The sequence below is a fragment of the Neisseria sp. Ec49-e6-T10 genome (assembly GCF_051132615.1).
GTDB lineage: Bacteria > Pseudomonadota > Gammaproteobacteria > Burkholderiales > Neisseriaceae.
The window spans coordinates 1,042,001-1,062,456 of record NZ_CP152375.1 but is presented as its reverse complement, the minus strand read 5'-3'; the positions used below and the strand labels follow the sequence as shown (position 1 = coordinate 1,062,456).

Sequence of the window (20,456 nt, the reverse complement as noted above, 5' to 3'; positions counted from 1 at the left end):
ATTTATCCAAACATAAAGCCGCCTTTGCGCTTAATTCTAGGCTGTAAAGCGTATCTTAGTGCGTCAGCATAGTGATTGTTTTTATCTTCTGGTATTGCTGTGATCTCATCGTCTTTGTCTAACTTGTATGAGTATTTTTTTAACTCAGTCATAACATTTTCTGGACAATCTGGATGCACATAAATATTGTCATACGACTGAATATATGCAATACCATCTTCAACAGAGCCTTTCCACTTTTCACAAGCTATCATTAAAGATATGTTTTGTTTTACGTGACTAATTACTTCAGGTCTTGCAGAATCTGCCCTTGATGTGTATTTCAATACGTTTGGGATGTGCTTAATTAAATATCCTGATGTATCCCTAACTTCAAGATGAATTTTTGAGCATGCGCTTCTAATGTATAAATCACGCCCTTTTTCGTACACCTCCAATGCAGCAGTAGGGTCAACACTGAACCCCCAGTCAACACCAATAAGAGGATCACCAAAAGATTCATCAATTTCAAATGATTTTACAGATAACTTCTCACCAAAGATTGATCTATTAGATATCTCTCTGTATGCACCTTCCCAAATCCACGCATATTCACCATAAGGCAGACTTATCAAATCTTCCAGCCGCTCTTCTTCCAAAACCTTAGGGAACCATGGATTGTCCACATAATTCATTTCAACAATAAGTGAATTTTTTCTTGGCTGCTTTCTAAATCTTTTGTCTGTTGGGCTGTTTTCGTTCTCAGGGTTCCACGTAACCCATATTTCAGAATCATCTTCCCTTACAGTTGGTATTAGCTTTTTCCATGCAATATCACTTACATTTTCGGCTTCATCAACCCATGCAATTAAAACTCTTGCTTTTGATTTGATGCTATCTAAGTTATGACGCAGCCCGCAAAATACATAATTCACCAAGCCATTTTTTGTGCGTATGTATTTTTCACCAATATCAAAATATTGCCCCAACCATGGAGTGGCACGTATAGATTGCTTTACCTCTTCCATAGAAGAATCTTCTAGTGAGTTCATGTACTCACGACCACACAAAATCACGCCAGATACGCCACTATATGCGTACTGGTAAGCTCTAACAGCAGACATTAAAGCAAATGACCTTGTTTTTGCAGAACCTCGCCCACCATATGCCCCACGGTACCTACAGTCACCCAAAAAAACTGGCTTGAGTTTTTCGGGTAATTGTATTTGTACGACAGACATTACTTACTTTCTGCTGAAACAATCTCAATAGTTACTGGCATGGAAAGACTGCCGTCACTTGAAGTATTGTCTACTTCATGCTTATCTGTATAACCATGCTTTGTCATCATCATCTTTGTGATTGTTGGGTTATATGTACTTAGTAGCCCACCATTAATGAGCATTTTCTCTTGTGCGGCGCCTATGCCTTCTAAGATGTACGAAAACTCAAGCGATTGTTCTTTATAATCGTATAAAGTTTGTCTACCTACACCCAAATAGCATGCTAGTCCAGCGACACTTGGCACAACATCTCCAGCCTCTTGCCATCCATCATTAGCTAAATAAAAAAGAGCTTTCTCTATAAGCTCTTTAGTTAACAAACTTGGACGACCTATTTTATTTTTTTCTTCTGTCGCCATAATTCAACCCTCTTGGCACTCTCTTGGTGCTCACATTTAATTCATAACAGCGAGGGCATTTGATTGATATGAACTTATAATCAGCCTCGCATAGTTTACGATTGCATTTAATACAACGTATTTCTTCTTTCATGTCTATGAGCCTTATGTTAAGCTCTCACTTCCTCGCGAGGATGGAGAAGCCTTGGTTAGACTCACAAGCTATCTTTGTGTGTTTGATGATCATTCAGATGTTAGCGCATCTGTTTGATCGCTTCTTTCACTATAATTTATTAATGCTCTGATATATCCCCGAGATAAACGAGAATATTTGTTATTATTTATTTAAGATATGTAACATCTTATTTCTTACACACCATTCTTGAATTGTCATTAAATCGTCACGATTAAATCGAGCAGAAATGCCACGACCAAATAAATTAAAACAAGTTGTCTTTGCTACATACTCAACTTCTGAGAACCAATCATGGTCACAATCAACCATTGCAACGATATATTTCATATCTCCCAAGGGGGTAAATATGCCATCCTTTTCAGAATAACCAGTATCAGTTGTTATCCATCTTGGTAATAATATATCTATCCAGAATTTAATTTGATTGATTAGTTTTTTTAGCATTCAATACCCCAATTTAATTTTAGCTTCTCGCCATGTTTCCGCTTCAACTCTATCAAGAACTACTGTGCTGCCATCTTTTATGTCTGATATATATAAACGACCAGCATCACGAACTAAGTATTCTTTACCATCAATAACTTTATTGACAATCTTTAATAAGTAATATGTTTTCATAGGCAATAAAAAAGCCCACAATTAAGTGAGCTTGAGAGATAGTTTGAGGGGGTGGTAAGTGTGAACCGTTTCTAAAAAGGAAATCATCTTAAACTGTGTTGAACATTACTCTACCACCCACAAAAGTCAATATAGCAAAACTATGCTGGTATTGAAAGCTTGTTTCCGTGACTTTCCACGATTTTCCATATTTGTTATTAATCAACAATGTAGTATTCCATTTTTCTCATATAGGATTTTTTAGCTCTCTTCCCTATAACGCCTTTTTTGACCCAATGTTTAAGAGAGTGACATATATTATCTGAACCAAAGACATTCCCTGATATGTTATCTATTTCTTTTGCTGTTAAAGGTCTTTTAGCACTTTCTAGTATCTCTATTGAAATATCTGCCACGCTTCTGAATTTAGCCATTTATCGCCACCCCCAATTTATAAAATGCTGCATCACGATATGTTTCTAATGTAGATAAAGGCATTTCTATAATGCGAGCTACTGTTTTAAGTGCCATGTTATGTCCATACACCTCACATGCCACAAGAACACGAATCTCTGTTTTAGATAAATTCTGTATAATTAACTGCTCGGCCTTATTTGCAATCTTTGCGTCATATCTAAAACTTAAACGTCTTTCAATGTCTTCTTCCCATTTATGCCGTTCGGGGTCATTTGCAAAGTGACGTTCAAAAGAGCAGCATGTTTGACCTATTTTGCCTACATCACGATTCCAAGCAGCCCAGTTTCGTATGTATGAACTTACTCTGTTTTTTGTGTTCATTGCTCAATCTCCAGTGTTATTTCCACGCGAGGATTATTTCTATCAACTGTCTTATCTAATACAACAGGGCGCAATATTGAATCATCCATGCCAATAGCCATCATCATTCCATCCTGAGCATGTTTCATGGCTGCATAAAGATTATCAAGATCACGTTTCCTATTGTCTGGTTGATAGAACATTACTTTCATACCTGGTTTAATCTTTGCGCCTTTCAAGCCAGCTAATAGAGTGATGTAATAACCCTCATCTTTTGAACTTTTCTTTTCTTTTGCTGTGCTAGCCCAGCTCCTACCATTCTTGCGATTTGGCATGAGTTTTGAATCAGGGAAGGGTAATATTATTATTGTGCTCATTTTCCAGCCATCCATATTAAAAATGCAAAGAATGAAAATGTAATTAAAACAATCAATACTGATGCTGTGTTATTGTCCATTATAAATCCCATCCTTCATTGTTCATCGTTTGTCACCTTTAACTGTTATATCGCCTTTGTTGTACAGCTCAATGATTTTATTCACATATTCAAAATATAACTCTTTGCTTAATCCTTCTTGTTTGTCATAGATGGAATCAAGAGCTTCACATGCTAAATCTGAATAAAATATGATTTTCTTTTTCATTAAAACTCTATGAGTTTCACGTAAACCATTTAATTTAACTAAATAAATACCATTCTCATCGTAATAATTCTTCATGCGACCATCTATGAAATCATGACAAGAGCGGCAACCATACGCGCCAATCAAATCAGTACCTTTTAATCCCATCCCATGAGTACCACTTTTAAGGTGGCAAAATACAGTTGTTTCTCTTGAGCATTCACAAACGCCGTGAGTAAACATAAAACTACATAATTCACCCCTTGCGCCATTTCTTATATGCTTACTTACTAGGTTTCTTTGTTTATTTATCGCCATCTTAAATACCCTCATACATCCATTTAGGAGCAGTGAATTTAACTTCTTGCTCATGCCCAAAAGCTATAATCACGTTTATTAGCTCGCCCATTTCATCTACTGACAATTTTGAAGTTCTGGCACCCAAAACTACAAATCCTGTACCCTCAAGATTTGGAACTGTTCTTTGCCCACGCCAAGAGGCTGTAATAATCTCTTTCCATTCATCACTTGTTAGTTTTAAGCCATGCCAGATAACCTGATTAGCGATATCTTGTAACAACGCCCACATGAGCCTATTTTGTGATACTGAACGCGTTATCTTTACTGGTTTAAGATAAATATCACATGCTTTACCTGAATCAACTATTGCACCTGCTGTATTCCATAAGTTAACAAATGTAGCCCTGATATTTGAGCCACGAACAATCGTACATTTAACCTCGTCAATTACCGTTTCCATATCTGCCTTTCCTAAAATCCATGTGTGCCAGTTTTTTTATATTCAACTGGCTCTTGATATGTCCACTCATGAGAAAGATTTGATATACGCGCACAGTTACCTTGGAAAGCTAGAAAAACGCTGCCTGTTTCACCTTGACGGTTTTTACGAATAATCAATTCAACAATGCCTTTATTTCGGCTGTTGTCGTTGTAATATTCTTCTCTGTAGACCATAACGATTACATCCGCATCCTGTTCAATAGACCCAGAATCACGCAAATCAGACATAATGGGGCGTTTATCTGTGCGTTGTTCTACTGAGCGTGATAATTGAGATAGGGCAATAACAGGTACATTTAGCTCTTTTGCTAAAGCTTTTAAGCCTTTGCTGATATGTCCAACCTCTACTGTCTTACTTTCCATAGATTTTGCTGTGTTCATCAGTTGAAGATAATCAACAACAATTAAACCTAGCTTGTTTTTTCTGTTGACCATGCGAGCTTTTGCGCGCACTTGCTCAATTGTTAACCCCCCACGGAAATCAACTGTAAGATTCATTTTTCCTGATTTGTGAGCAGCAGCAGTAACATTGTCATAATCTAAATCAGTAAGCTTTCCTTTGATTATTTTGTCTAATTCAACACCACTAAGGCTAGCAATTTGACGATCTGCAAGCTCTTGTTTTGACATTTCAAGAGAGAACATAAGAACATGATTATTTAGTGCTACATGTTGCATAATGTTTGTCGCGACCAGTGTTTTGCCCATAGAAGGGCGGCCAGCAACAATTACTAAATTACCAGGATTAAGACCATTTGTTTTGTTATCAAAATCTAAATATCCAGTTTTTAAGCCTGTTTCAACACCTTCTTGGCGTTGCATCATGGTATTAATGCTTAATAAGCTTAATTCATTTGCATTCAGTGTATTTTCAGCATCATTATGGTCTTCTGTTAGTTTCTCAAGCTTTGCCGCACCATCAAGAATAATTGCTTGCACATCCTCAATGACTTCTTCGCATAGCTCTTGATTGACTTCATTGTTGATTCTGATAGCTTCTCGTTTTTGAAAATGCTTTTTAACCAACTTTGCATACATAACAATGTTTGCGGCACTTGGGGTATTTTGATGAATGTCAGCCAAGAAAAACAAAGGAGCTATGTCATCACCTAGTTTTTCATTAACCATCAAAATATCAGCGCGATTATGCTCATCAATCAAAGAAGTAACGCATTGAAATATTTTGCTTAACTGAAGGTCATAGAACATTTTAGCGTCTACAATCTCAATGATCTTGTCTAGTGCGTTATTGTTGATTAAAAGCCCACCAATCAATGCTCTTTCTGCATCGGTGTTATAGTTTGTAATCATTTAGCGAACCTTCCATTTTCATAATTGCCTTCAAGAATCTTGATGAAATTAGCTTTCTTGAATATCCAATCAAAGTAACAATTAAATTTTTCTGATCTGCCAGATAGAAAATCTGAGTCCTCAACATATTTAAAAAACCCAGAAAACAAATTAATCATTGTTTGTGTATCAGTAGCTTCTATTTTTTTGTATTCAGCTAAATCTCTCCATCTGGCTTTAATTGCTTTTATTCTGTCTTCAGATATAACTTTTACTTTTGGTAGAGATGTAATTTCATTAAAACTGTCTACAACACGTTGTGCTGTTTTGCGGTTGATAGGGTGAACATTTTTTTGTTCATTGTTATCTTCTCTGTGTAATCTCTGTGTAATCTCTGGTATAGGTTGGGTCAAATTGTCACTATCCATTGGGTCATCTTGATACTCTCCATTGGTGCAATCTGACCCAATCGAATGTTCAATTTCATCTAATCGGTCATCATTAATTGTGTACCATAATGTTTTATCCATTTTGGATTTATTATGGTTTGCTGTAAGCAATAATTTTTGATCTACAAGATCAGCAAAAATACGCTTAACTTTTGTATCGCTCCAAAATGGGAATTGTTTCGCCCATGATGCAATAGAGTTGTAAACCCATGTTTTGCCATCAATTACATTTTTTGATCGTTTTAACCAGTATTTAACTTGCTGAAGAACAACCGCTTCTTCAAAGCCAATAGCGCAAGCTAAATCTGTATTAACAACAATAGGGGCTTTGGTAAATAAAAGACTCATACAAGCCCCTTTTCTGCTTCCATTTGAGCTATTTCTTCTTCCGTGCGTAAATTTAATAATGGTAAAAATTCTTGAAAATAAAGATGCTCCAATAGTGATTGATTATCATCATGCTTGGCCTTAACCATCATGTTTTTGACAGTTTCAAGTTGTTTTTCTCTCTCTATTCTGTCCATATCACACCACCAACGAATACTGAGCAACTTTAACCCTGTCACCATAGCGATTTTTAACCTCAATCATTACGGACACGATGTTATAGCCACGTTTTTTTAAATCATTAACACGAGAAGCTAAACGAGCTACACCATAAAGTTTTTTAGCCTGTTCTTGTGTTATTGAACCTTTGTTTTGTAGATGATTAAGAATCATGTTGTTTTGGCTTGGTTTCATTGTTCACCCCATATATCAGGCCTAAGATCACTTAACTTAAATCTTGAGTCTGCCTTATTAATTTTTTTTGATAACTCTGGGCTTGGGCTTCTTCTGTTTGTCGCAACTAAATACAAATAGCCCTCTGACAACCCAACCTTTTTTTCAAGAGCCATTCGCTCTTTTCTTGTTAATTCTTTTAGCTCCATATTTATCACCAAGATGTAAAACATTATCAAATCTTATCAGATTGATAATTACAAATCAACATCATCATGATAATTTAAAAAAATATCATTTTGATATAATCTTGACAAAACATTTAAGGGGTAAGTAATGAAAACAATTGCAGATGTAAGAAGACAAAATTTATTGATTTTGATTGATGAGTATGGAACCGTACAAAAACTTGCTTCAGTATTAGATAAAAGCCCTTCTCAGGTAAGCCAAAACAAAACAGGTTTCCGCGATATAGGAAATACTTTAGCGCGAGAAATAGAGGTTAAAACAGGCAAGCAAAACGGATGGATGGATACTGATCATTCAAGTGATCATGATACTTTTCCGCGTCCAGCTACAGACGAAAACTTTGCATTTATTCCTCAATATACAGCTAGAGCAGAATGCGGAAAAGGCGAAGAAAATCCTCACGTTGAAATAAAAAGACATCTTGCATTTGCTAGAGACTGGCTTATTTTAATGGGTCTTAAAGAGGAAATGCTGGAAGTGATATACGCCGAAGGTGATAGCATGTTTCCAACGATTTCCGCAGGAGATATATTACTTGTTGACTCGTCGCAAAGAGAGCCTATAGAAGGAAAAGTATTTGCTATACATCGTCACGGTAACGGAGATGTTGTAAAGAGAATTGCTAGAGATCGAGAGGGTGGATGGATTTATATATCAGACAATAATAATAAGTCTCTATATCAAGATATGTTCCCTTTGGAAGATGATTATATTATCGGGCGCGTTGTTTGGCAGGGAGGACAAGGAGGCCTTTTATAATCAATGTAATAGAATCTTGTTTTTATAAAATTACCGCCTTAGGGCGGTTTTTTGTTGCCTAAATCTTACAAAATTTACAAAAATGTAAAATAAATTCAAAATATTTATCTCTTTGCTATTCAATAATTTATCAAATTTATATTAAAAATTATCAAATTGCTATTGATTGATATTTATCATTTTGATAATATTCACTCATACCGCAGCAAAACACCGCCGCACGTTCCTTAAATAAATGAATATAGAACCACTCACTACTTTAAAAAGTAAAACGGCTTTAAGCAGTTGGTTGTGAGACACAAGCGCATGTAATCGGTTCTATGCGCGATTAATTGCAAGGCAGAATCAATAAGACCTTGCGCCGATTAGTCCACTGTAAATGGCTTAATAATTTACAGCATTAGTTAATTTATCCATGCGTCTTTTGGGCGCATCAGTAAGTTAACTGGAGAGAAGACGATGGACGCAATAGATCAAGTAATGTCTGATTTTGAAGATTGCAACTTAACAAATGAGGTTGTAGAGTTTTTTATACCTGAATTGTCAGAAAAATCAATATATGAACTTGCTGAGTTTTTACAAAAGCATATTTTTGCTGAAAATTTAACTATTGGCGAGAACTTCGACAAACAAGTTAAAGTTTTTGAGGGGCTTTTAGAGAGAAGACAAGAAAACATATGGCAACAAGAAAACGAAGAAGCTTTAAACGAAGATGGTTTAAACGACTTTGTTAATCTTGATTGTGTGAATTACTAAGCCCTTCGGGGCTTTTCTAGTTAAAGGACATAGAAATGATTATTAAAAAGACATTTGTAGTCACACGCGAAATTAAGATTACTGTTGATACAGAAAAAACATCACAAAATAGGTATAAAGATGGTGTTATCCCTGACGAAGTATTTCAACAGATTGTAAATCAAGTTGCATTTTGTGGTCGCATTTTCCCGTATGTAGATTATTTATGCTGTGCCCCAGATTTTGCTCATGATGCAGATAGTCGAGCATGCATATACACATTAACTGATTCAGTATCAGAAAAATAAGGAAAATTAACATGTTTTGCGTATATGGTTGGTGTATAAAAAGGGATGCTGAACAAATATACAAAAACAGAAATTCTGAATTTGTTCAACATGTATCTTATGATGAAGCTGTACAAGCAGCAAAGGAACGTTTCGAAAAATGTTCATCTTATCAAATATCGCCTTGGTATGACACTTTAGAGGCTGCTAACACATTTATAGAATTAGCAACAAAAGAAAAAGGCATTTCTGTTGAATGTGTTATGACAAAAATATTTACAGATGAAATAACAGAAAAAGGGAATAGAAAAGCATCTGTGTATGCGTATAGGTGATATATGAAAACACTAAGTATATGCGGCTTAATGTCGCTTTTTTTATGCCTTGCTGCTTTGTGTTCAGGTGGTGCTTTAGATGATTTTTTAAAGGAACCGTGGACACCTTCAGGACAGGTAATTGTAAAAGATCAGGATTTAATCGATCAGTACACATATTGCACTAATCAAGCAGTTTTGGCTGACAGTGAGTCTAAAAGTTATTGTAGTAATTATTAAGGAAATCAAATGAATAGCATAAATATAGTAGGACGTTTAACAAAAGACATCGATATTAGATATACACCTAATTCTAAAGCGGTTGGAAGTTTTACTGTGGCATCAGATATTGGCTATGGTGATAACAAGAAAACAAACTTTTTTGATTGTCAATTGTGGGGTGATCGAGCTGAAAAAGTAGCCCAGTACTTAACAAAGGGGCAAGCATTAACCGTTATTGGAGAACTTGAGATTTATAAATACCAGGCAAAAGATGGTACAGAACGTCAAGGCGTAAGAGTTAATGTGAACAATTTTGAGCTTCAAGGGAAGAAACAAGAGAGTCAGCAAGCACCAGCATCTGAGCCAATAGACGATATCCCATTCTAGGAGAAATACATGAGCAATCAATTAATACAACTATCTAATCAGTTGGCAACACAATTTAATTTAGGTGATGGCAGTCAATTGCTAGACACACTAAAGAAGACAGCGTTTAAGAGTAATGCTACTGATGAACAAATGACTGCATTGCTAATCGTTGCTAATCAGTACAAGTTAAATCCGTGGACAAAAGAAATATACGCATTCCCTGATAGGAGTAATGGAATTGTTCCCATTGTTGGCGTAGATGGTTGGTCAAGAATCATTAATTCTTATCCAGAATTTGATGGTATGGAGTTTGATCAAGATGATGAATCTTGTACTTGTAAGATTTATCGAAAAGATCGAACTCACCCAATTTCAGTAACAGAATGGATGGCTGAATGTAAACGTGATAATGCACAACCTTGGAAGACCCACCCAAAGCGCATGTTAAGACATAAAGCAATGATTCAGTGTGCACGTTTAGCTTTTGGTTTTGTTGGTATATATGATCAAGATGAGGCTGAAAGAATTAATGAAGCAACTCAGATCAAAGCTGTAGATGGAGATGAAAGCAACCCTCAATATGAGTCATTATTAAATAAGCTCACTAAGGCTGCCGAAATGGGTAAAAAATTATTTGGTGATACGTGGGCAACTTTAACAAAAGAAGAGCGCCAGATTGTTGGTATAAAAAAGTTTGAAACTCTAAAATCATTTGCCAAAGATGTTGATGATAATACCGTGGAGCAACAAAATGGAACAGAGAACAGATGATTGGTATCAAACCAGGCTAGGTAAGGTAACAGCCTCAAATGTTCATAAAATCATGGCAAAAGGTAAAGGTGGCGCACCAAGTGACACAAGAAAAAAATATATGCTTGAGTTGCTTGGTGAGCGGTTAGAGGGTGTACAGGCTGAAAGCTTTCAATCTGATGCAATGAGGCGTGGCACTGAGTTGGAGCCATTAGCAAAATCAGCATTTTCTATTGAGACAGGGGAGATAGTAGAAGATGTATTTTTTGTGCCTCATCCTTCCATTAAAAACTTTGGTGCAAGTCCTGATGGGTTGATAAATGATGATTGTTTAATAGAGATTAAATGCCCGAATAGGGCTACTCATTTAGATAGCTTGCTCAATGGTTCAATCAAAAGAGAGTACATGCTACAGATGTACACACAAATGGCCTGTACTCAAAGAGGCAAATGTTATTTTGTCAGCTACTACCCGAATCTAGGTAATGAAAGTTTGTTCATAAAATTAATAGAGCGTGACAATGAAGCAATCAAAGAGATAGAAGAAGCAGTAACTATATTTCTTGATGAACTTTTTGAGCTTGAAAATAGGCTAAAAAATGAAACTCCATAAAATTTCAGAAGAGCCAATATTCTCAAAAAAAGATAAGAATTTCTCAATCTATCTAATAGAAGATGATTACTCGATCAGAGCTATGACTTATTTTCCACTTGATAAATTTTGGTATCTGAACGGTAAAAAGGCATCATGGGGAGATTCTTATTTTGATTTTGAGACCCAGAATTGTAGAGGATGGCTCTATAGCTCTGAACATAGAGAGATATTAAAAGAAAATTTAGCCCTTAACTGGGCTTTTTAATGGGTGGCACAAATGGACAATAATTACGTACTAACAAGAGATCATTTAATAGAGCATATTAAAAACGCTATCTCAGTACACAACATACAGCAGCATGAGTTATTTAATCATTGGGTTAGCGTTGAAGAGAGATTGCCAGAGCCGTATACATTATTTTTGGATGCATCGCCTCTTGGAAATGAAATAGTTTGTAATAATCTCGGTTTCATCACTACAGACGGTTACTTTTTTGATGTGGTTCGCATAAAAATTAGCAAAAATAGCACATTTACACACTGGATGCCAATACCAAAAGGACTCAACAATGAAATGGACTAATGAGAAGCCAACAAAAGAGGGTTGGTATTGGTTTAAGCTTGTCGAACGACATAAAACATTTTCAGGGTTGCTGAAATATGAGCATGTAAATGGCAAGCTAATAGTAACAGACAAAAGCAATCAATTATCTAACAGCATTATTGAAGTATCAAAAAAACAAGAATTTGCAGACTCTGCATTCTATAGTTCTGAGCCATTACCAATGCCTGAACAACAATATTTTTATCCAGAGGATTAAAGAATGCTAACACCTAAACAAGTATCTTCGCTCAGTCGTGAAGAATTAGAAACTAAATTCATCATGATGTATGACGCTCTTGATCACATTAACCGTGTATCTAAGAAATCAAGAACAGCAACAAGAAGGCATAGCTGGATGCAAGCTAGGGCTGATTGTGCATTAAGATTTGAAGAGTGGACATATCCAGATTTAGGGCTTGGTAGATTAAGACCTAGGAAAGAAACAATAGTCAATTTACATAGTTTTGATGAAGAGCCAAAAGATAGCCACAAATTTTTTATTGTTACTGAAAATGACATATTGAAAATTATGCCTTTATCCGCTATGCCATTCTTTGAAAGAATTTATCGAATTGAGGGAACATCAATACGTAGCAATTGGAATGATCTTTTATCATTTAAACAAATTAGTAAAGGCTGGATATACGAACACGAGCTTGTAGATTATTTTATAGGTAAATAATTATGATATTTCTAAAAAAATTAAAATATATTACAGTAAAAGCAGACGATGTTAATAAATACCTGACAACAGCACAGCAAAATCAGCTTATCAATTTAGTAAATAAAATCGATAAAGCAAGAGAAATTGATGGCAAAGAGCCTGTCGACGGTGTGTTTGTTCCCAAGAAATGGGGAGAGCCATATGCAAAAATTGCATGGGCTCTTGTTGAGCTGAAATTTAAAAGTGATGAATTGAGTAAATTATGAGCAACTTAACAGACAGTATTGAGAGAAATTATTATTTATCTCTCAGAAATGGGCAAAAAGTAAAGGCTAGATTGTTGAAACTTCTAGCCTTTTTTCTTTGGAGAAGATTATGAAAGAACGTCCGATATTATTTAGTTCTGAAATGGTTAGAAGTATTTTAAATGACTACAAAACAAATACTCGTCGAGTATCAAAACTTCACTGTAAATTAAAACCAATTCAAGTTATTACTAATAGCGATTTATATCACAAAGGCTATCACTGGGAAGATGGACACGGACAAATGTACAAATGTCCATATGGTGTTGTGGGTGACAGACTGTGGGTTAAAGAGACTTTTAGAGTTTCTCCTGATGCTGTTATTGGATGGTCAACAGATGAAAGCCAACCATGTAAAGGTTTTATTGATTATAGAGCTGGTGGGAAGCTAGAGAGAACAGCTCCAAATATTGATGCTGTTGAACAAGCAATTGTGGGGGATGTTGATTGGGATTTCTTAACTGATAAATGGCGATCATCTTTATTCATGCCCAGGTGGGCAAGCCGAATACTTTTAGAAATAACAGATATTCGTTATGAGCTACTGCATGATATTTCAGAAGCTGACGCATTAAAAGAAGGTATAACTTACGCCCTCTTACCTGATAACCCACAAGATACAGAAAGAGCCAAGACATGGTTTCGTGGTCTTTGGGATGACATTAACGGGAAAAATGAAGATAAGTGTTGGCAAGCTAACCCTTGGGTGTGGGTAATAGAGTTTAAGGGGGTTGAAAAATGAAAGATGAACAAATAACTATCAGCAAAAATGATGCAATGAAAAAATTCTTTACTGAATATGCTTACGGTATAGCTGGTGAACTTTTCAAAATGGATAATGAGGATAGAATAGAATATCTCACAAACGATATTTTTATTAGCTGTGCTTCTGCTGCGACAGAAATCAAAGAGCAAGATTTTGTTGATTATTCAACTGAATTTTTTAAGAAGCACAAAATTTAACCAACCAGCGCATTATTAATTAACCAGCCCTTCAACGTAAATAACACAACACATACAGCCGCTTATGCGGCTTTTTATAGATATAAAGGATTAACTTAATGGAATACATAAAATCACACTACTGCATACCTTTTCTAAAGAAGGGAATGAGAGTTAATGCATATGGGAAAAATGGAGTGGTGACTGGAACAAATGGAGCGCATCTATTGATTCGCATTGATGGAGAAAAAGGAAGTGACCCATACCACCCAACATCAGGCATTATTTACTATGATGACAATGGAAATGTTTTAATGGATTTCGTAGCCGCTTAAATGCGGCTTTTTTAACCAGTACACATTAACTAACGAGATCAGCAAACTAGCTGATCTTTTTTATTTGGAGTAGAAATGGCAACCGTGTACATATGTACACGGTTGAATTTTGAGTTAGAAGGCTAAAAATGGACACTAAATTATATTTGGGCGATTGCTTAAAATTGATGAGCAATATAGAAGATTCAAGTATTGATCTTATATTGTGTGATTTGCCTTACGGCACAACACAGTGTGATTTTGACAAAATCATCCCTTTTGCCCCTCTTTGGGAACATTACAAACGCATTATCAAAAATAATGGAGCAATTGTTTTAACTGCCCAAAGCCCATTTGATAAATTATTAGCCTGCAGTAATTTAGATATGTTGCGATACGAATGGATTTGGGAAAAAACTGCAGCCACTGGACATTTAAATGCCAAAAAAATGCCACTCAAAGCACATGAAAATATTCTGGTTTTTAGCGAGCTAGAACATGAGCATTTGCTTGTGTTTTATAAAAATTTACCCATTTACAGACCACAAAAAACAAGCGGACATAAACCCGTCAACAGTTACACAAAGCATAAATCAGATGGTTTAAATTACGGGCAAACTAAAACTGGCATTTCTGGGGGTGGTTCAACAGAACGTTATCCGCGAAGCGTAATAAGAATTCCTACTGATAAACAAAAAAGTGCTTTACACCCACAACAAAAGCCCGTGGCTCTCATGGAATACCTCATTAATACATACACAAATAAAGGAGATATTGTTCTTGATAATTGCATGGGAAGCGGTACAACAGGAGTTGCATGTCTGCAGACAAAAAGAAAGTTCATAGGTATTGAAAAAGACCCGAAATACTTTGAGATAGCACAAAAACGATTAACTAACGAGATCAGCAAATTAAAAGCTGATCTTTTTTATTGAAAGAAAGGTATAGAAATGAATTTAAACATTGATTTAAACAGTAAAGAAATTGAAACAATGGTTTGCAAAGTAGAGAAAGAAATACTTAAAGCAATAGAAAGTTTTGAATACAAAGAAGCAATACACAGTTTTTTAAATGATTATTTTCTTTCAGAAGAATTCTCAAAAGCAATACATAAAATCATTGAAAATGAGCTAAAAAAAGACATGGCTAATAAATTTAGCGGCGAGTTTAATCGAGTAATTATCAGTGCAGCAAGAGCACTGGCAAATAGCGAAGATGTTAAATTAAAAATGATCGAATTAGCTAAAGCTGAGATTTCAAAAAAATAGAAAAATAATATATATAACCAGCCCCGAAAGGGGCTTTATTTATTGAAAGTCCAATATGCACAAGATTTTAATTTTATGCGTACTTCTGTCTGCATGTTCAGATAAAGCAGAAATACGCAAAGGTATTAAGAATTCAATTGAAATTAGCATGAAAGCTCATGCGAATAAAAAATGAAAGGTTTGAATATGGCTACTTATAACGTAGAGGAAGCCGCAAGTTATTGTAAATGTCACAAAGAAACAATAAAAAAACACATCAAAAGTGGGAATTTAATTGCGGTTAAGGTTGGTAGACGACTTTTAGTTACACAAAAAGACCTTGACCTATTCATTGAAAATCTTAAAAATACACGCTTGCAGGAAGCGCAAGCGGAAAGGAGTAAAAAATGTCAATCCGATTGCGCGGTGAAATTTGGCAAATCGATGTTGTCACGCAAAGCGGTGAGCGAATTAGACAGTCTTCTGGTACGAGTGAAAAAGCCGCAGCACAAGAACTGCACGACAAAATAAAATATGAACTTTGGCGTATTGGTAGAATTGGTGAGAAGCCTAAGTATTTGTGGGATGACGCAGCAATAAGGTGGCTAAAAGAAAAAGCTCATAAAAAGAGCCTTGATGATGATAAGATAAAAATTAAATTGCTAACTCAGTTTAGAGGTAAATACCTAGATGATCTGAGTCGTGATTTTATTATGTCTGTGATCAATGGCCTATCTTGTGCTGACTCAACCAAAAATAGATACATTTCTTTGATTAGAGCAATTCTTAAAAAATGCGAGGGCGAATGGGAGTGGATAGATAAAGCCCCAACACTAACCGCATTTAAAGAAAAAAAGAAGCGTATTAGATGGCTAAAACCAGAAGAAGCAGAACGTTTAATTGGTGTTTTGCCAGATGTGATCGCAGAAATGGCTCAATTCAGCTTGTTAACAGGTTTAAGACAGGGAAATGTTTTGGGTCTTGAATGGTCACAAGTTGATCTTAATCGTCAGGTTGCATGGATACATCCAGATCAAGCAAAGGCAGAACATGCAATTGGTGTACCTCTCAATCATGGGGCAATGCTTATATTAGAGGGTAGGCAAGGAATAGATAGTCAATATGTATTCACAAAGGCCAACAAACCTATTAACGGCATTAGCTCTAAAGTATGGAAAAGGGCATTAAAAGAAGCTGGCATTATTGACTTCAGGTGGCATGATTTAAGGCACACTTGGGCTAGTTGGCTTGTACAAGCTGGTGTTCCGTTGCTAGATTTAAAAGAAATGGGCGGTTGGGAGAGTATAGAAATGGTGCAGAAGTACGCACATTTAGCTCCTGATCATTTACATAAACATGCCGTACACGTAGACAAAATCAATGTCACAAATACGGCACAAAAAAATAAAGCCTTAAATTCTGTGCTTGGCGGCGTGAACTAAGGCTTTAATTTATAAGTGTTTTTTGGTGGGTCGTGAAGGATTCGAACCTTCGACCAACGGATTAAAAGTCCGCTGCTCTACCAGCTGAGCTAACGACCCACTGCTTGCTGCTTGAAGAACGCTACTATACTGAATCTCAGAATATCGGTCAAGTATTTTTAACCAAATTTTTTATTTTGTGTGTTAAAAATTTGGTTTTTTTGAGAAAATTATTATGTGTTCATGCCGGTTAACCTCAGTAATGCATCCAGTTCAGGCTTTCTTCCCCTAAAGGCAATAAATGAATCCATTGCGGGGCGCGAACCGCCAACGGCCAGTATTTCTTGCCAGAAACGTTGGCCAACTGCTGGGTCGTTTGGTGTTTCTTCAAATGCAGCGTAAGCATCGCATGATAATACTTCTGCCCATTTGTAACTGTAGTAACCTGCAGCATATCCTCCAGCAAAGATATGACCAAAGCTTTGCACAAAACGGTTAAATTCTGGTGGGAAAACAACGGCAACTTCTTTTCTGACATCATCTAATAGTTCTTGCCAATGTGCTTTACCATGTTTGTTTTGGTAAAGGAGGATATCGAAGAGGGCAAACTCGATTTGTCTAACAGTTTGCATCCCACTTTGGAAGTTTTTGGCTGCTAGCATTTTATTGTATAGTTCTTCTGGTAAGAGTGCTTTTGTAGTTTTGTGTTCACTCATTTTACTCAGAACGGGATACTCCCAAGCAAAGTTTTCCATAAACTGACTAGGTAGTTCTACCGCGTCCCACTCTACGGCATTAATGCCAGAAACCCCCAATTCATTTACTTGTGTTAATAAGTGATGTAAGCCATGGCCCATTTCATGAAATAATGTAGTAATTTCATCATGACTTAAGTAAGCCTGTTTATCTACCGAAGGCGGAGTAAAATTACAGACCAAATAAGCAACTGGTGTTTGTACTGATCCATCACTTAATTGGCGTCTTCCTCGATAATCATTCATCCACGCGCCGCCACGTTTACCTTCTCTGGCATATAAATCCAGATAAACGCCGCCAATTAAATTGTTTTGATGAGTTAACTCGAAGTATTGAACACTGTTATGCCAAGTTGACACATTTTTATGATGAAATTTAACTTGGTATAATTTGTCGATTAGTGCAAATAAGCCTTCAATTACTTTATTGGCTGGAAAGTATTCTTTGACTTCTTGCTCTGAAAAAGCATATTTAACTTGTTGTAACTTTTCACTGACAAAGGCTAAATCCCATGCTTCTAGGTTGTTAAGCTGTAAGTTTTCTTGGGCAAATTGTTCCAGTTCTTGGTAATCTTTTTGGGCAAAGGGCTTTGCTTTTTGTGCCAGATCTTTTAAAAAGCTAATAACCGCTTCAGGGCTTTCTGCCATTTTGGTTTCTAAAGATAATTGTGCATAGTTTTCAAAGCCAAGTAAATGCGCTTCTTCTTCTGTAAGTTTGAGTCTAGCTTCAATAATAGGGGTGTTATCTAGATTCACGTCGCCTAGATCACTGGCTCGTGTAACATAAGCATGATATATTTGTTTGCGTAAATCTCGATCTTCGGCATATTGCATAATAGCCAAATAATGTGGGAATTGTAACCCTACTTTAAAACCTGTTTTATTGTCGGCTTGCGCTGCAGCTGCAAACATTTCTAAAGCATCTTCAGGAACCCCAATAAGTTGTTTTTTGTCCTCAAAATATAGAGAAAATGAATCGGTTGCATCCAACAAATTTTGGCTAAACTGTGCTGCTAATGCAGCCAGTTGGTTTTGTATTTGGGCAAAACGTTCTTGTTCTTGTTTGGGTAAGTCTGCTCCAGATAAGGTAAAATCGCGTAGATCATTTTTAAGTTTTTGCTTTTGTTCTTGTGTTAAATTTTGAAATTCTTCGCTATTTTTGATTTGTTTAAACTTGTCAAATAGCATCAGATCTTGTCCTAACTCTGTAAAAAACTGAGTGACCTCTGGTAACATTTTATTATATGCATCACGTAGCTCAGGCGTATTCACCACACTATGTAAATGGCCAATTACGCCCCATACCCTTCCTATTTGTTCCGTTAAATCAGTTAAAGGTTCAACAGTGTTCAGCCATGTTGGATGGGTAGAAGCCTTAATCGTTTGTAAAGTATTTTTTGCTTGAGTCAGTAGTTGCGTGATGGTTGGTTCAATTTGGTCTGCTGAAATTTGATCAAATTGAGGTAGGTTTTGTAAGTTTAATAGTGCATTGGCAGTCATTTACAGGTATCCTTTATGTAAAAGCAAAAGCTAATTTCTTATCAATTTTAATAAGATGAGGGCAGTTTTATGGAAAACAATATCCGACCTTTTTTGAATCACACACCTTTTATTCATCCCGATACTTTTATTGATCCAACAGCAACGATTATTGGCCAGGTGACAATTGATGCAGAGGCTTCAATTTGGCCAGGGGTTGTTATTCGAGGTGATGTTAATAAGATCAGTATTGGTTTTGCCAGTAATGTTCAAGATTTGTCTGTTTTGCACGTAGAGCATTGCTCTACGGAGAAACCTGAAGGTTGTCCTTTAACGATTGGCAAATTTGTGACCATTGGTCATAAAGTTTTATTACATGGCTGTACGATTGAAGATGAATCGTTAATTGGGATGGGCAGTATTATTTTGGATGACGCGGTTATTGAAAAGAATGTGCTTGTTGGTGCTGGCAGCTTGGTGCCTGCTAGGAAGAGGTTAGAAAGTGGTTTTTTATATATGGGTTCTCCTATTAAGAAAATTAGACCCTTAACTATTGAAGAGATTGCTTTTTTTAAAGAGTCTGCACAAAACTATCAGCATTATGCATGTGATCATATTAAAAGTTTGAATAATTAACAATTATTTCAGTTTTTAGGTTTATTTGAAATGACCAAAATAGGCAGTATTTGACGTTGATTTTTCATGCGAGGTATTTTGGTTGTTTTGAATAAGTTAATTAAAGTTATAAATTGATAGGTTTATGTTTTTTTGATTGTTGGCATACTTTTTGCTCAATTAAACTCAAAATAGTTTTTAAGTAAAGGGATGTCGTGTATTGTAAAAAAATTGCATATAATCAATTAAAACAACAAGGATTCTCATTAATTGAATTAATGGTTGTGATTGTTATTATTGTAATTGTATCTGCTTTAGCTTTACCAAGGTATTTTGATTATATAAGCCAAACTCAGGTTGTTAGAGTTTATGGAGAACTTGCTTCAGTAAAGTCAGCAACAGATGCTGCGCTTTTTAGTGGTAAAAAGCCAGTAACAAATTCTGTTCCTACTAATAGTGTAGAAGAGTATATTGGTTATAATGCATCTTTATCTTCTTTAGTTTCAAATTTTGATATTCATTTTCAAGGAAACGATACATTTGCAAATGTCGCTTTAGTGGCAACTTTAGGAGAGAGCGCTAGTTTGGATGTTGTTGGATCTGTACTTGTTTTTTCTAGGCATTTTGATAGTGAAACTAAAATAGTTGATCATGCAGGCTGGCGTTGTAAATATTTTAAAGGTGGCCCTTATGGGGCAGCTTCTGGTTGGAACCCTAAGTTTACTCCTGCAGGATGCACTGCCGTTAATGGGGTCTATACGCCATAAAATAATTTGG

At 35.9% G+C, this 20,456-nt stretch carries 38 protein-coding genes and 1 tRNA gene; 22 read left to right on the top strand and 17 right to left on the bottom strand.

The genetic code is table 11. The features are described from left to right. Positions 1–2: 2 nt before the first annotated feature. From AADH04_RS05585 to AADH04_RS05515, 15 genes are all read right to left on the bottom strand, one after another. Positions 3–1,220 (bottom strand): PBSX family phage terminase large subunit, encoded by a 1,218-nt coding sequence (locus tag AADH04_RS05585; protein ID WP_434779259.1) that lies wholly within the window; start codon positions 1,218–1,220, stop codon positions 3–5. Continuing rightward, positions 1,220–1,621, bottom strand: coding sequence for a DNA-packaging protein (locus AADH04_RS05580; RefSeq protein WP_434779258.1), 402 nt, complete (start codon positions 1,619–1,621; stop codon positions 1,220–1,222). The genes AADH04_RS05585 and AADH04_RS05580 overlap by 1 nt, the downstream gene beginning before the upstream one ends. Further along, positions 1,599–1,754, bottom strand: coding sequence for a Com family DNA-binding transcriptional regulator (locus AADH04_RS05575; RefSeq protein WP_434779257.1), 156 nt, complete (start codon positions 1,752–1,754; stop codon positions 1,599–1,601). Before AADH04_RS05575 ends, AADH04_RS05580 begins: the two co-directional genes overlap by 23 nt. A gap of 183 nt (positions 1,755–1,937) precedes the next feature. After that, complete coding sequence (locus tag AADH04_RS05570) at positions 1,938–2,240, bottom strand: hypothetical protein (RefSeq protein ID WP_434779256.1); 303 nt, start codon at positions 2,238–2,240, stop codon at positions 1,938–1,940. Then, positions 2,241–2,414 carry a hypothetical protein gene (locus tag AADH04_RS05565; RefSeq protein WP_434779255.1) on the bottom strand — a complete coding sequence of 58 codons (174 nt, stop codon included), beginning with the start codon at positions 2,412–2,414 and terminating at the stop codon, positions 2,241–2,243. A gap of 197 nt (positions 2,415–2,611) precedes the next feature. Continuing rightward, entirely contained in the window at positions 2,612–2,827 is a 216-nt protein-coding gene (locus AADH04_RS05560) for a hypothetical protein (protein ID WP_434779254.1), read from the bottom strand. Further along, positions 2,820–3,191: a hypothetical protein gene (locus AADH04_RS05555; RefSeq protein WP_434779253.1), complete on the bottom strand. Its 372-nt coding sequence runs from the start codon at positions 3,189–3,191 to the stop codon at positions 2,820–2,822. The genes AADH04_RS05560 and AADH04_RS05555 overlap by 8 nt, the downstream gene beginning before the upstream one ends. Next, positions 3,188–3,562 (bottom strand): RusA family crossover junction endodeoxyribonuclease, encoded by a 375-nt coding sequence (locus tag AADH04_RS05550; protein WP_434779252.1) that lies wholly within the window; start codon positions 3,560–3,562, stop codon positions 3,188–3,190. The genes AADH04_RS05555 and AADH04_RS05550 overlap by 4 nt, the downstream gene beginning before the upstream one ends. A gap of 87 nt (positions 3,563–3,649) precedes the next feature. Further along, positions 3,650–4,111 (bottom strand): nuclease domain-containing protein, encoded by a 462-nt coding sequence (locus tag AADH04_RS05545; RefSeq protein WP_434779251.1) that lies wholly within the window; start codon positions 4,109–4,111, stop codon positions 3,650–3,652. A gap of 1 nt (position 4,112) precedes the next feature. Continuing rightward, a complete protein-coding gene (locus AADH04_RS05540; protein ID WP_434779250.1) occupies positions 4,113–4,553 on the bottom strand; it encodes a recombination protein NinB in 441 nt (146 codons plus the stop codon). An 11-nt stretch (positions 4,554–4,564) separates the two neighbouring features. Beyond that, positions 4,565–5,905 (bottom strand): replicative DNA helicase, encoded by a 1,341-nt coding sequence (dnaB, locus tag AADH04_RS05535; protein WP_434779249.1) that lies wholly within the window; start codon positions 5,903–5,905, stop codon positions 4,565–4,567. Beyond that, the gene (locus AADH04_RS05530; RefSeq protein WP_434779248.1) at positions 5,902–6,681 is read right to left on the bottom strand and encodes a hypothetical protein; all 780 of its coding nucleotides are present in this window, start codon (positions 6,679–6,681) and stop codon (positions 5,902–5,904) included. Before AADH04_RS05530 ends, dnaB begins: the two co-directional genes overlap by 4 nt. Continuing rightward, a complete protein-coding gene (locus AADH04_RS05525) occupies positions 6,678–6,857 on the bottom strand; it encodes a hypothetical protein (protein WP_434779247.1) in 180 nt (59 codons plus the stop codon). Before AADH04_RS05525 ends, AADH04_RS05530 begins: the two co-directional genes overlap by 4 nt. Position 6,858: 1 nt before the next feature. Continuing rightward, complete coding sequence (locus AADH04_RS05520; protein ID WP_434779246.1) at positions 6,859–7,074, bottom strand: helix-turn-helix domain-containing protein; 216 nt, start codon at positions 7,072–7,074, stop codon at positions 6,859–6,861. After that, positions 7,071–7,262 carry a hypothetical protein gene (locus tag AADH04_RS05515; protein ID WP_434779245.1) on the bottom strand — a complete coding sequence of 64 codons (192 nt, stop codon included), beginning with the start codon at positions 7,260–7,262 and terminating at the stop codon, positions 7,071–7,073. Before AADH04_RS05515 ends, AADH04_RS05520 begins: the two co-directional genes overlap by 4 nt. Positions 7,263–7,389: 127 nt before the next feature. Between AADH04_RS05515 and AADH04_RS05510 the strand changes: the two genes are divergently transcribed. The 20 genes from AADH04_RS05510 (at position 7,390) to AADH04_RS05415 (ending at position 16,851) form a co-directional block, all read left to right on the top strand. Then, positions 7,390–8,061 carry a S24 family peptidase gene (locus AADH04_RS05510; RefSeq protein WP_434779244.1) on the top strand — a complete coding sequence of 224 codons (672 nt, stop codon included), beginning with the start codon at positions 7,390–7,392 and terminating at the stop codon, positions 8,059–8,061. Between the two features lie 459 nt (positions 8,062–8,520). Beyond that, complete coding sequence (locus AADH04_RS05505; RefSeq protein WP_434779243.1) at positions 8,521–8,817, top strand: hypothetical protein; 297 nt, start codon at positions 8,521–8,523, stop codon at positions 8,815–8,817. 35 nt (positions 8,818–8,852) lie between these two features. Beyond that, the gene (locus tag AADH04_RS05500; RefSeq protein WP_434779242.1) at positions 8,853–9,104 is read left to right on the top strand and encodes a hypothetical protein; all 252 of its coding nucleotides are present in this window, start codon (positions 8,853–8,855) and stop codon (positions 9,102–9,104) included. A gap of 11 nt (positions 9,105–9,115) precedes the next feature. After that, complete coding sequence (locus AADH04_RS05495) at positions 9,116–9,418, top strand: hypothetical protein (RefSeq protein ID WP_434779241.1); 303 nt, start codon at positions 9,116–9,118, stop codon at positions 9,416–9,418. A 3-nt stretch (positions 9,419–9,421) separates the two neighbouring features. Continuing rightward, positions 9,422–9,637 carry a hypothetical protein gene (locus AADH04_RS05490; RefSeq protein ID WP_434779240.1) on the top strand — a complete coding sequence of 72 codons (216 nt, stop codon included), beginning with the start codon at positions 9,422–9,424 and terminating at the stop codon, positions 9,635–9,637. A 9-nt stretch (positions 9,638–9,646) separates the two neighbouring features. Further along, positions 9,647–10,006: a single-stranded DNA-binding protein gene (locus tag AADH04_RS05485; protein ID WP_434779239.1), complete on the top strand. Its 360-nt coding sequence runs from the start codon at positions 9,647–9,649 to the stop codon at positions 10,004–10,006. A gap of 9 nt (positions 10,007–10,015) precedes the next feature. Then, the gene (gene bet / locus AADH04_RS05480; protein ID WP_434779238.1) at positions 10,016–10,759 is read left to right on the top strand and encodes a phage recombination protein Bet; all 744 of its coding nucleotides are present in this window, start codon (positions 10,016–10,018) and stop codon (positions 10,757–10,759) included. Further along, a complete protein-coding gene (locus AADH04_RS05475; RefSeq protein ID WP_434779237.1) occupies positions 10,740–11,351 on the top strand; it encodes a lambda exonuclease family protein in 612 nt (203 codons plus the stop codon). The genes bet and AADH04_RS05475 overlap by 20 nt, the downstream gene beginning before the upstream one ends. Beyond that, positions 11,338–11,598, top strand: a complete 261-nt coding sequence (locus AADH04_RS05470; protein ID WP_434779236.1) for a hypothetical protein — start codon at positions 11,338–11,340, stop codon at positions 11,596–11,598. The genes AADH04_RS05475 and AADH04_RS05470 overlap by 14 nt, the downstream gene beginning before the upstream one ends. 12 nt (positions 11,599–11,610) lie before the next feature. Beyond that, positions 11,611–11,916: a DUF551 domain-containing protein gene (locus AADH04_RS05465; protein ID WP_434779235.1), complete on the top strand. Its 306-nt coding sequence runs from the start codon at positions 11,611–11,613 to the stop codon at positions 11,914–11,916. Next, a complete protein-coding gene (locus AADH04_RS05460) occupies positions 11,903–12,154 on the top strand; it encodes a hypothetical protein (RefSeq protein WP_434779234.1) in 252 nt (83 codons plus the stop codon). Before AADH04_RS05465 ends, AADH04_RS05460 begins: the two co-directional genes overlap by 14 nt. A gap of 3 nt (positions 12,155–12,157) precedes the next feature. After that, positions 12,158–12,619 carry a hypothetical protein gene (locus AADH04_RS05455; RefSeq protein ID WP_434779233.1) on the top strand — a complete coding sequence of 154 codons (462 nt, stop codon included), beginning with the start codon at positions 12,158–12,160 and terminating at the stop codon, positions 12,617–12,619. A 2-nt stretch (positions 12,620–12,621) separates the two neighbouring features. Next, complete coding sequence (locus AADH04_RS05450) at positions 12,622–12,867, top strand: hypothetical protein (RefSeq protein WP_434779232.1); 246 nt, start codon at positions 12,622–12,624, stop codon at positions 12,865–12,867. A 109-nt stretch (positions 12,868–12,976) separates the two neighbouring features. Next, positions 12,977–13,648 carry a hypothetical protein gene (locus AADH04_RS05445; protein WP_434779231.1) on the top strand — a complete coding sequence of 224 codons (672 nt, stop codon included), beginning with the start codon at positions 12,977–12,979 and terminating at the stop codon, positions 13,646–13,648. Then, positions 13,645–13,869 (top strand): hypothetical protein, encoded by a 225-nt coding sequence (locus tag AADH04_RS05440; protein WP_434779230.1) that lies wholly within the window; start codon positions 13,645–13,647, stop codon positions 13,867–13,869. The genes AADH04_RS05445 and AADH04_RS05440 overlap by 4 nt, the downstream gene beginning before the upstream one ends. A 146-nt stretch (positions 13,870–14,015) precedes the next feature. Then, positions 14,016–14,183: a hypothetical protein gene (locus AADH04_RS05435; RefSeq protein ID WP_434779229.1), complete on the top strand. Its 168-nt coding sequence runs from the start codon at positions 14,016–14,018 to the stop codon at positions 14,181–14,183. 128 nt (positions 14,184–14,311) lie between these two features. Then, positions 14,312–15,097, top strand: coding sequence for a DNA-methyltransferase (locus AADH04_RS05430; protein ID WP_434779228.1), 786 nt, complete (start codon positions 14,312–14,314; stop codon positions 15,095–15,097). A 15-nt stretch (positions 15,098–15,112) separates the two neighbouring features. Further along, positions 15,113–15,430, top strand: a complete 318-nt coding sequence (locus AADH04_RS05425) for a hypothetical protein (RefSeq protein ID WP_434779227.1) — start codon at positions 15,113–15,115, stop codon at positions 15,428–15,430. 171 nt (positions 15,431–15,601) lie between these two features. Then, the gene (locus tag AADH04_RS05420) at positions 15,602–15,940 is read left to right on the top strand and encodes a helix-turn-helix domain-containing protein (RefSeq protein ID WP_434779226.1); all 339 of its coding nucleotides are present in this window, start codon (positions 15,602–15,604) and stop codon (positions 15,938–15,940) included. Further along, the gene (locus tag AADH04_RS05415) at positions 15,823–16,851 is read left to right on the top strand and encodes a tyrosine-type recombinase/integrase (protein WP_434779803.1); all 1,029 of its coding nucleotides are present in this window, start codon (positions 15,823–15,825) and stop codon (positions 16,849–16,851) included. Before AADH04_RS05420 ends, AADH04_RS05415 begins: the two co-directional genes overlap by 118 nt. A 23-nt stretch (positions 16,852–16,874) precedes the next feature. Here AADH04_RS05415 and AADH04_RS05410 read toward each other — a convergent pair. After that, a tRNA-Lys gene (locus AADH04_RS05410) sits at positions 16,875–16,950 on the bottom strand. A 113-nt stretch (positions 16,951–17,063) separates the two neighbouring features. Beyond that, positions 17,064–19,085 carry a M3 family metallopeptidase gene (locus tag AADH04_RS05405; RefSeq protein WP_434779225.1) on the bottom strand — a complete coding sequence of 674 codons (2,022 nt, stop codon included), beginning with the start codon at positions 19,083–19,085 and terminating at the stop codon, positions 17,064–17,066. A gap of 69 nt (positions 19,086–19,154) precedes the next feature. Here AADH04_RS05405 and AADH04_RS05400 point away from each other — a divergent pair, with 69 nt between their 5' ends. Together AADH04_RS05400 and AADH04_RS05395 are read left to right on the top strand one after the other, a co-directional pair. After that, a complete protein-coding gene (locus tag AADH04_RS05400) occupies positions 19,155–19,700 on the top strand; it encodes a gamma carbonic anhydrase family protein (RefSeq protein ID WP_434779224.1) in 546 nt (181 codons plus the stop codon). A gap of 194 nt (positions 19,701–19,894) precedes the next feature. After that, entirely contained in the window at positions 19,895–20,446 is a 552-nt protein-coding gene (locus tag AADH04_RS05395; protein ID WP_434779223.1) for a pilin, read from the top strand. The last annotated feature ends 10 nt before the right edge of the window (positions 20,447–20,456 follow it).

What these genes read in the sequence shown, in the direction of transcription:
- AADH04_RS05585 (WP_434779259.1), bottom strand. Translation starts at nt 1,220, where the DNA reads ATGTCTGTCGTACAAATACAATTACCCGAAAAACTCAAGCCAGTTTTT.
- AADH04_RS05580 (WP_434779258.1), bottom strand. Translation starts at nt 1,621, where the DNA reads ATGGCGACAGAAGAAAAAAATAAAATAGGTCGTCCAAGTTTGTTAACT.
- AADH04_RS05575 (WP_434779257.1), bottom strand. Translation starts at nt 1,754, where the DNA reads ATGAAAGAAGAAATACGTTGTATTAAATGCAATCGTAAACTATGCGAG.
- AADH04_RS05570 (WP_434779256.1), bottom strand. Translation starts at nt 2,240, where the DNA reads ATGCTAAAAAAACTAATCAATCAAATTAAATTCTGGATAGATATATTA.
- AADH04_RS05565 (WP_434779255.1), bottom strand. Translation starts at nt 2,414, where the DNA reads ATGAAAACATATTACTTATTAAAGATTGTCAATAAAGTTATTGATGGT.
- AADH04_RS05560 (WP_434779254.1), bottom strand. Translation starts at nt 2,827, where the DNA reads ATGGCTAAATTCAGAAGCGTGGCAGATATTTCAATAGAGATACTAGAA.
- AADH04_RS05555 (WP_434779253.1), bottom strand. Translation starts at nt 3,191, where the DNA reads ATGAACACAAAAAACAGAGTAAGTTCATACATACGAAACTGGGCTGCT.
- AADH04_RS05550 (WP_434779252.1), bottom strand. Translation starts at nt 3,562, where the DNA reads ATGGATGGCTGGAAAATGAGCACAATAATAATATTACCCTTCCCTGAT.
- AADH04_RS05545 (WP_434779251.1), bottom strand. Translation starts at nt 4,111, where the DNA reads ATGGCGATAAATAAACAAAGAAACCTAGTAAGTAAGCATATAAGAAAT.
- AADH04_RS05540 (WP_434779250.1), bottom strand. Translation starts at nt 4,553, where the DNA reads ATGGAAACGGTAATTGACGAGGTTAAATGTACGATTGTTCGTGGCTCA.
- dnaB (WP_434779249.1), bottom strand. Translation starts at nt 5,905, where the DNA reads ATGATTACAAACTATAACACCGATGCAGAAAGAGCATTGATTGGTGGG.
- AADH04_RS05530 (WP_434779248.1), bottom strand. Translation starts at nt 6,681, where the DNA reads ATGAGTCTTTTATTTACCAAAGCCCCTATTGTTGTTAATACAGATTTA.
- AADH04_RS05525 (WP_434779247.1), bottom strand. Translation starts at nt 6,857, where the DNA reads ATGGACAGAATAGAGAGAGAAAAACAACTTGAAACTGTCAAAAACATG.
- AADH04_RS05520 (WP_434779246.1), bottom strand. Translation starts at nt 7,074, where the DNA reads ATGAAACCAAGCCAAAACAACATGATTCTTAATCATCTACAAAACAAA.
- AADH04_RS05515 (WP_434779245.1), bottom strand. Translation starts at nt 7,262, where the DNA reads ATGGAGCTAAAAGAATTAACAAGAAAAGAGCGAATGGCTCTTGAAAAA.
- AADH04_RS05510 (WP_434779244.1), top strand. Translation starts at nt 7,390, where the DNA reads ATGAAAACAATTGCAGATGTAAGAAGACAAAATTTATTGATTTTGATT.
- AADH04_RS05505 (WP_434779243.1), top strand. Translation starts at nt 8,521, where the DNA reads ATGGACGCAATAGATCAAGTAATGTCTGATTTTGAAGATTGCAACTTA.
- AADH04_RS05500 (WP_434779242.1), top strand. Translation starts at nt 8,853, where the DNA reads ATGATTATTAAAAAGACATTTGTAGTCACACGCGAAATTAAGATTACT.
- AADH04_RS05495 (WP_434779241.1), top strand. Translation starts at nt 9,116, where the DNA reads ATGTTTTGCGTATATGGTTGGTGTATAAAAAGGGATGCTGAACAAATA.
- AADH04_RS05490 (WP_434779240.1), top strand. Translation starts at nt 9,422, where the DNA reads ATGAAAACACTAAGTATATGCGGCTTAATGTCGCTTTTTTTATGCCTT.
- AADH04_RS05485 (WP_434779239.1), top strand. Translation starts at nt 9,647, where the DNA reads ATGAATAGCATAAATATAGTAGGACGTTTAACAAAAGACATCGATATT.
- bet (WP_434779238.1), top strand. Translation starts at nt 10,016, where the DNA reads ATGAGCAATCAATTAATACAACTATCTAATCAGTTGGCAACACAATTT.
- AADH04_RS05475 (WP_434779237.1), top strand. Translation starts at nt 10,740, where the DNA reads ATGGAACAGAGAACAGATGATTGGTATCAAACCAGGCTAGGTAAGGTA.
- AADH04_RS05470 (WP_434779236.1), top strand. Translation starts at nt 11,338, where the DNA reads ATGAAACTCCATAAAATTTCAGAAGAGCCAATATTCTCAAAAAAAGAT.
- AADH04_RS05465 (WP_434779235.1), top strand. Translation starts at nt 11,611, where the DNA reads ATGGACAATAATTACGTACTAACAAGAGATCATTTAATAGAGCATATT.
- AADH04_RS05460 (WP_434779234.1), top strand. Translation starts at nt 11,903, where the DNA reads ATGAAATGGACTAATGAGAAGCCAACAAAAGAGGGTTGGTATTGGTTT.
- AADH04_RS05455 (WP_434779233.1), top strand. Translation starts at nt 12,158, where the DNA reads ATGCTAACACCTAAACAAGTATCTTCGCTCAGTCGTGAAGAATTAGAA.
- AADH04_RS05450 (WP_434779232.1), top strand. Translation starts at nt 12,622, where the DNA reads ATGATATTTCTAAAAAAATTAAAATATATTACAGTAAAAGCAGACGAT.
- AADH04_RS05445 (WP_434779231.1), top strand. Translation starts at nt 12,977, where the DNA reads ATGAAAGAACGTCCGATATTATTTAGTTCTGAAATGGTTAGAAGTATT.
- AADH04_RS05440 (WP_434779230.1), top strand. Translation starts at nt 13,645, where the DNA reads ATGAAAGATGAACAAATAACTATCAGCAAAAATGATGCAATGAAAAAA.
- AADH04_RS05435 (WP_434779229.1), top strand. Translation starts at nt 14,016, where the DNA reads ATGAGAGTTAATGCATATGGGAAAAATGGAGTGGTGACTGGAACAAAT.
- AADH04_RS05430 (WP_434779228.1), top strand. Translation starts at nt 14,312, where the DNA reads ATGGACACTAAATTATATTTGGGCGATTGCTTAAAATTGATGAGCAAT.
- AADH04_RS05425 (WP_434779227.1), top strand. Translation starts at nt 15,113, where the DNA reads ATGAATTTAAACATTGATTTAAACAGTAAAGAAATTGAAACAATGGTT.
- AADH04_RS05420 (WP_434779226.1), top strand. Translation starts at nt 15,602, where the DNA reads ATGAAAGGTTTGAATATGGCTACTTATAACGTAGAGGAAGCCGCAAGT.
- AADH04_RS05405 (WP_434779225.1), bottom strand. Translation starts at nt 19,085, where the DNA reads ATGACTGCCAATGCACTATTAAACTTACAAAACCTACCTCAATTTGAT.
- AADH04_RS05400 (WP_434779224.1), top strand. Translation starts at nt 19,155, where the DNA reads ATGGAAAACAATATCCGACCTTTTTTGAATCACACACCTTTTATTCAT.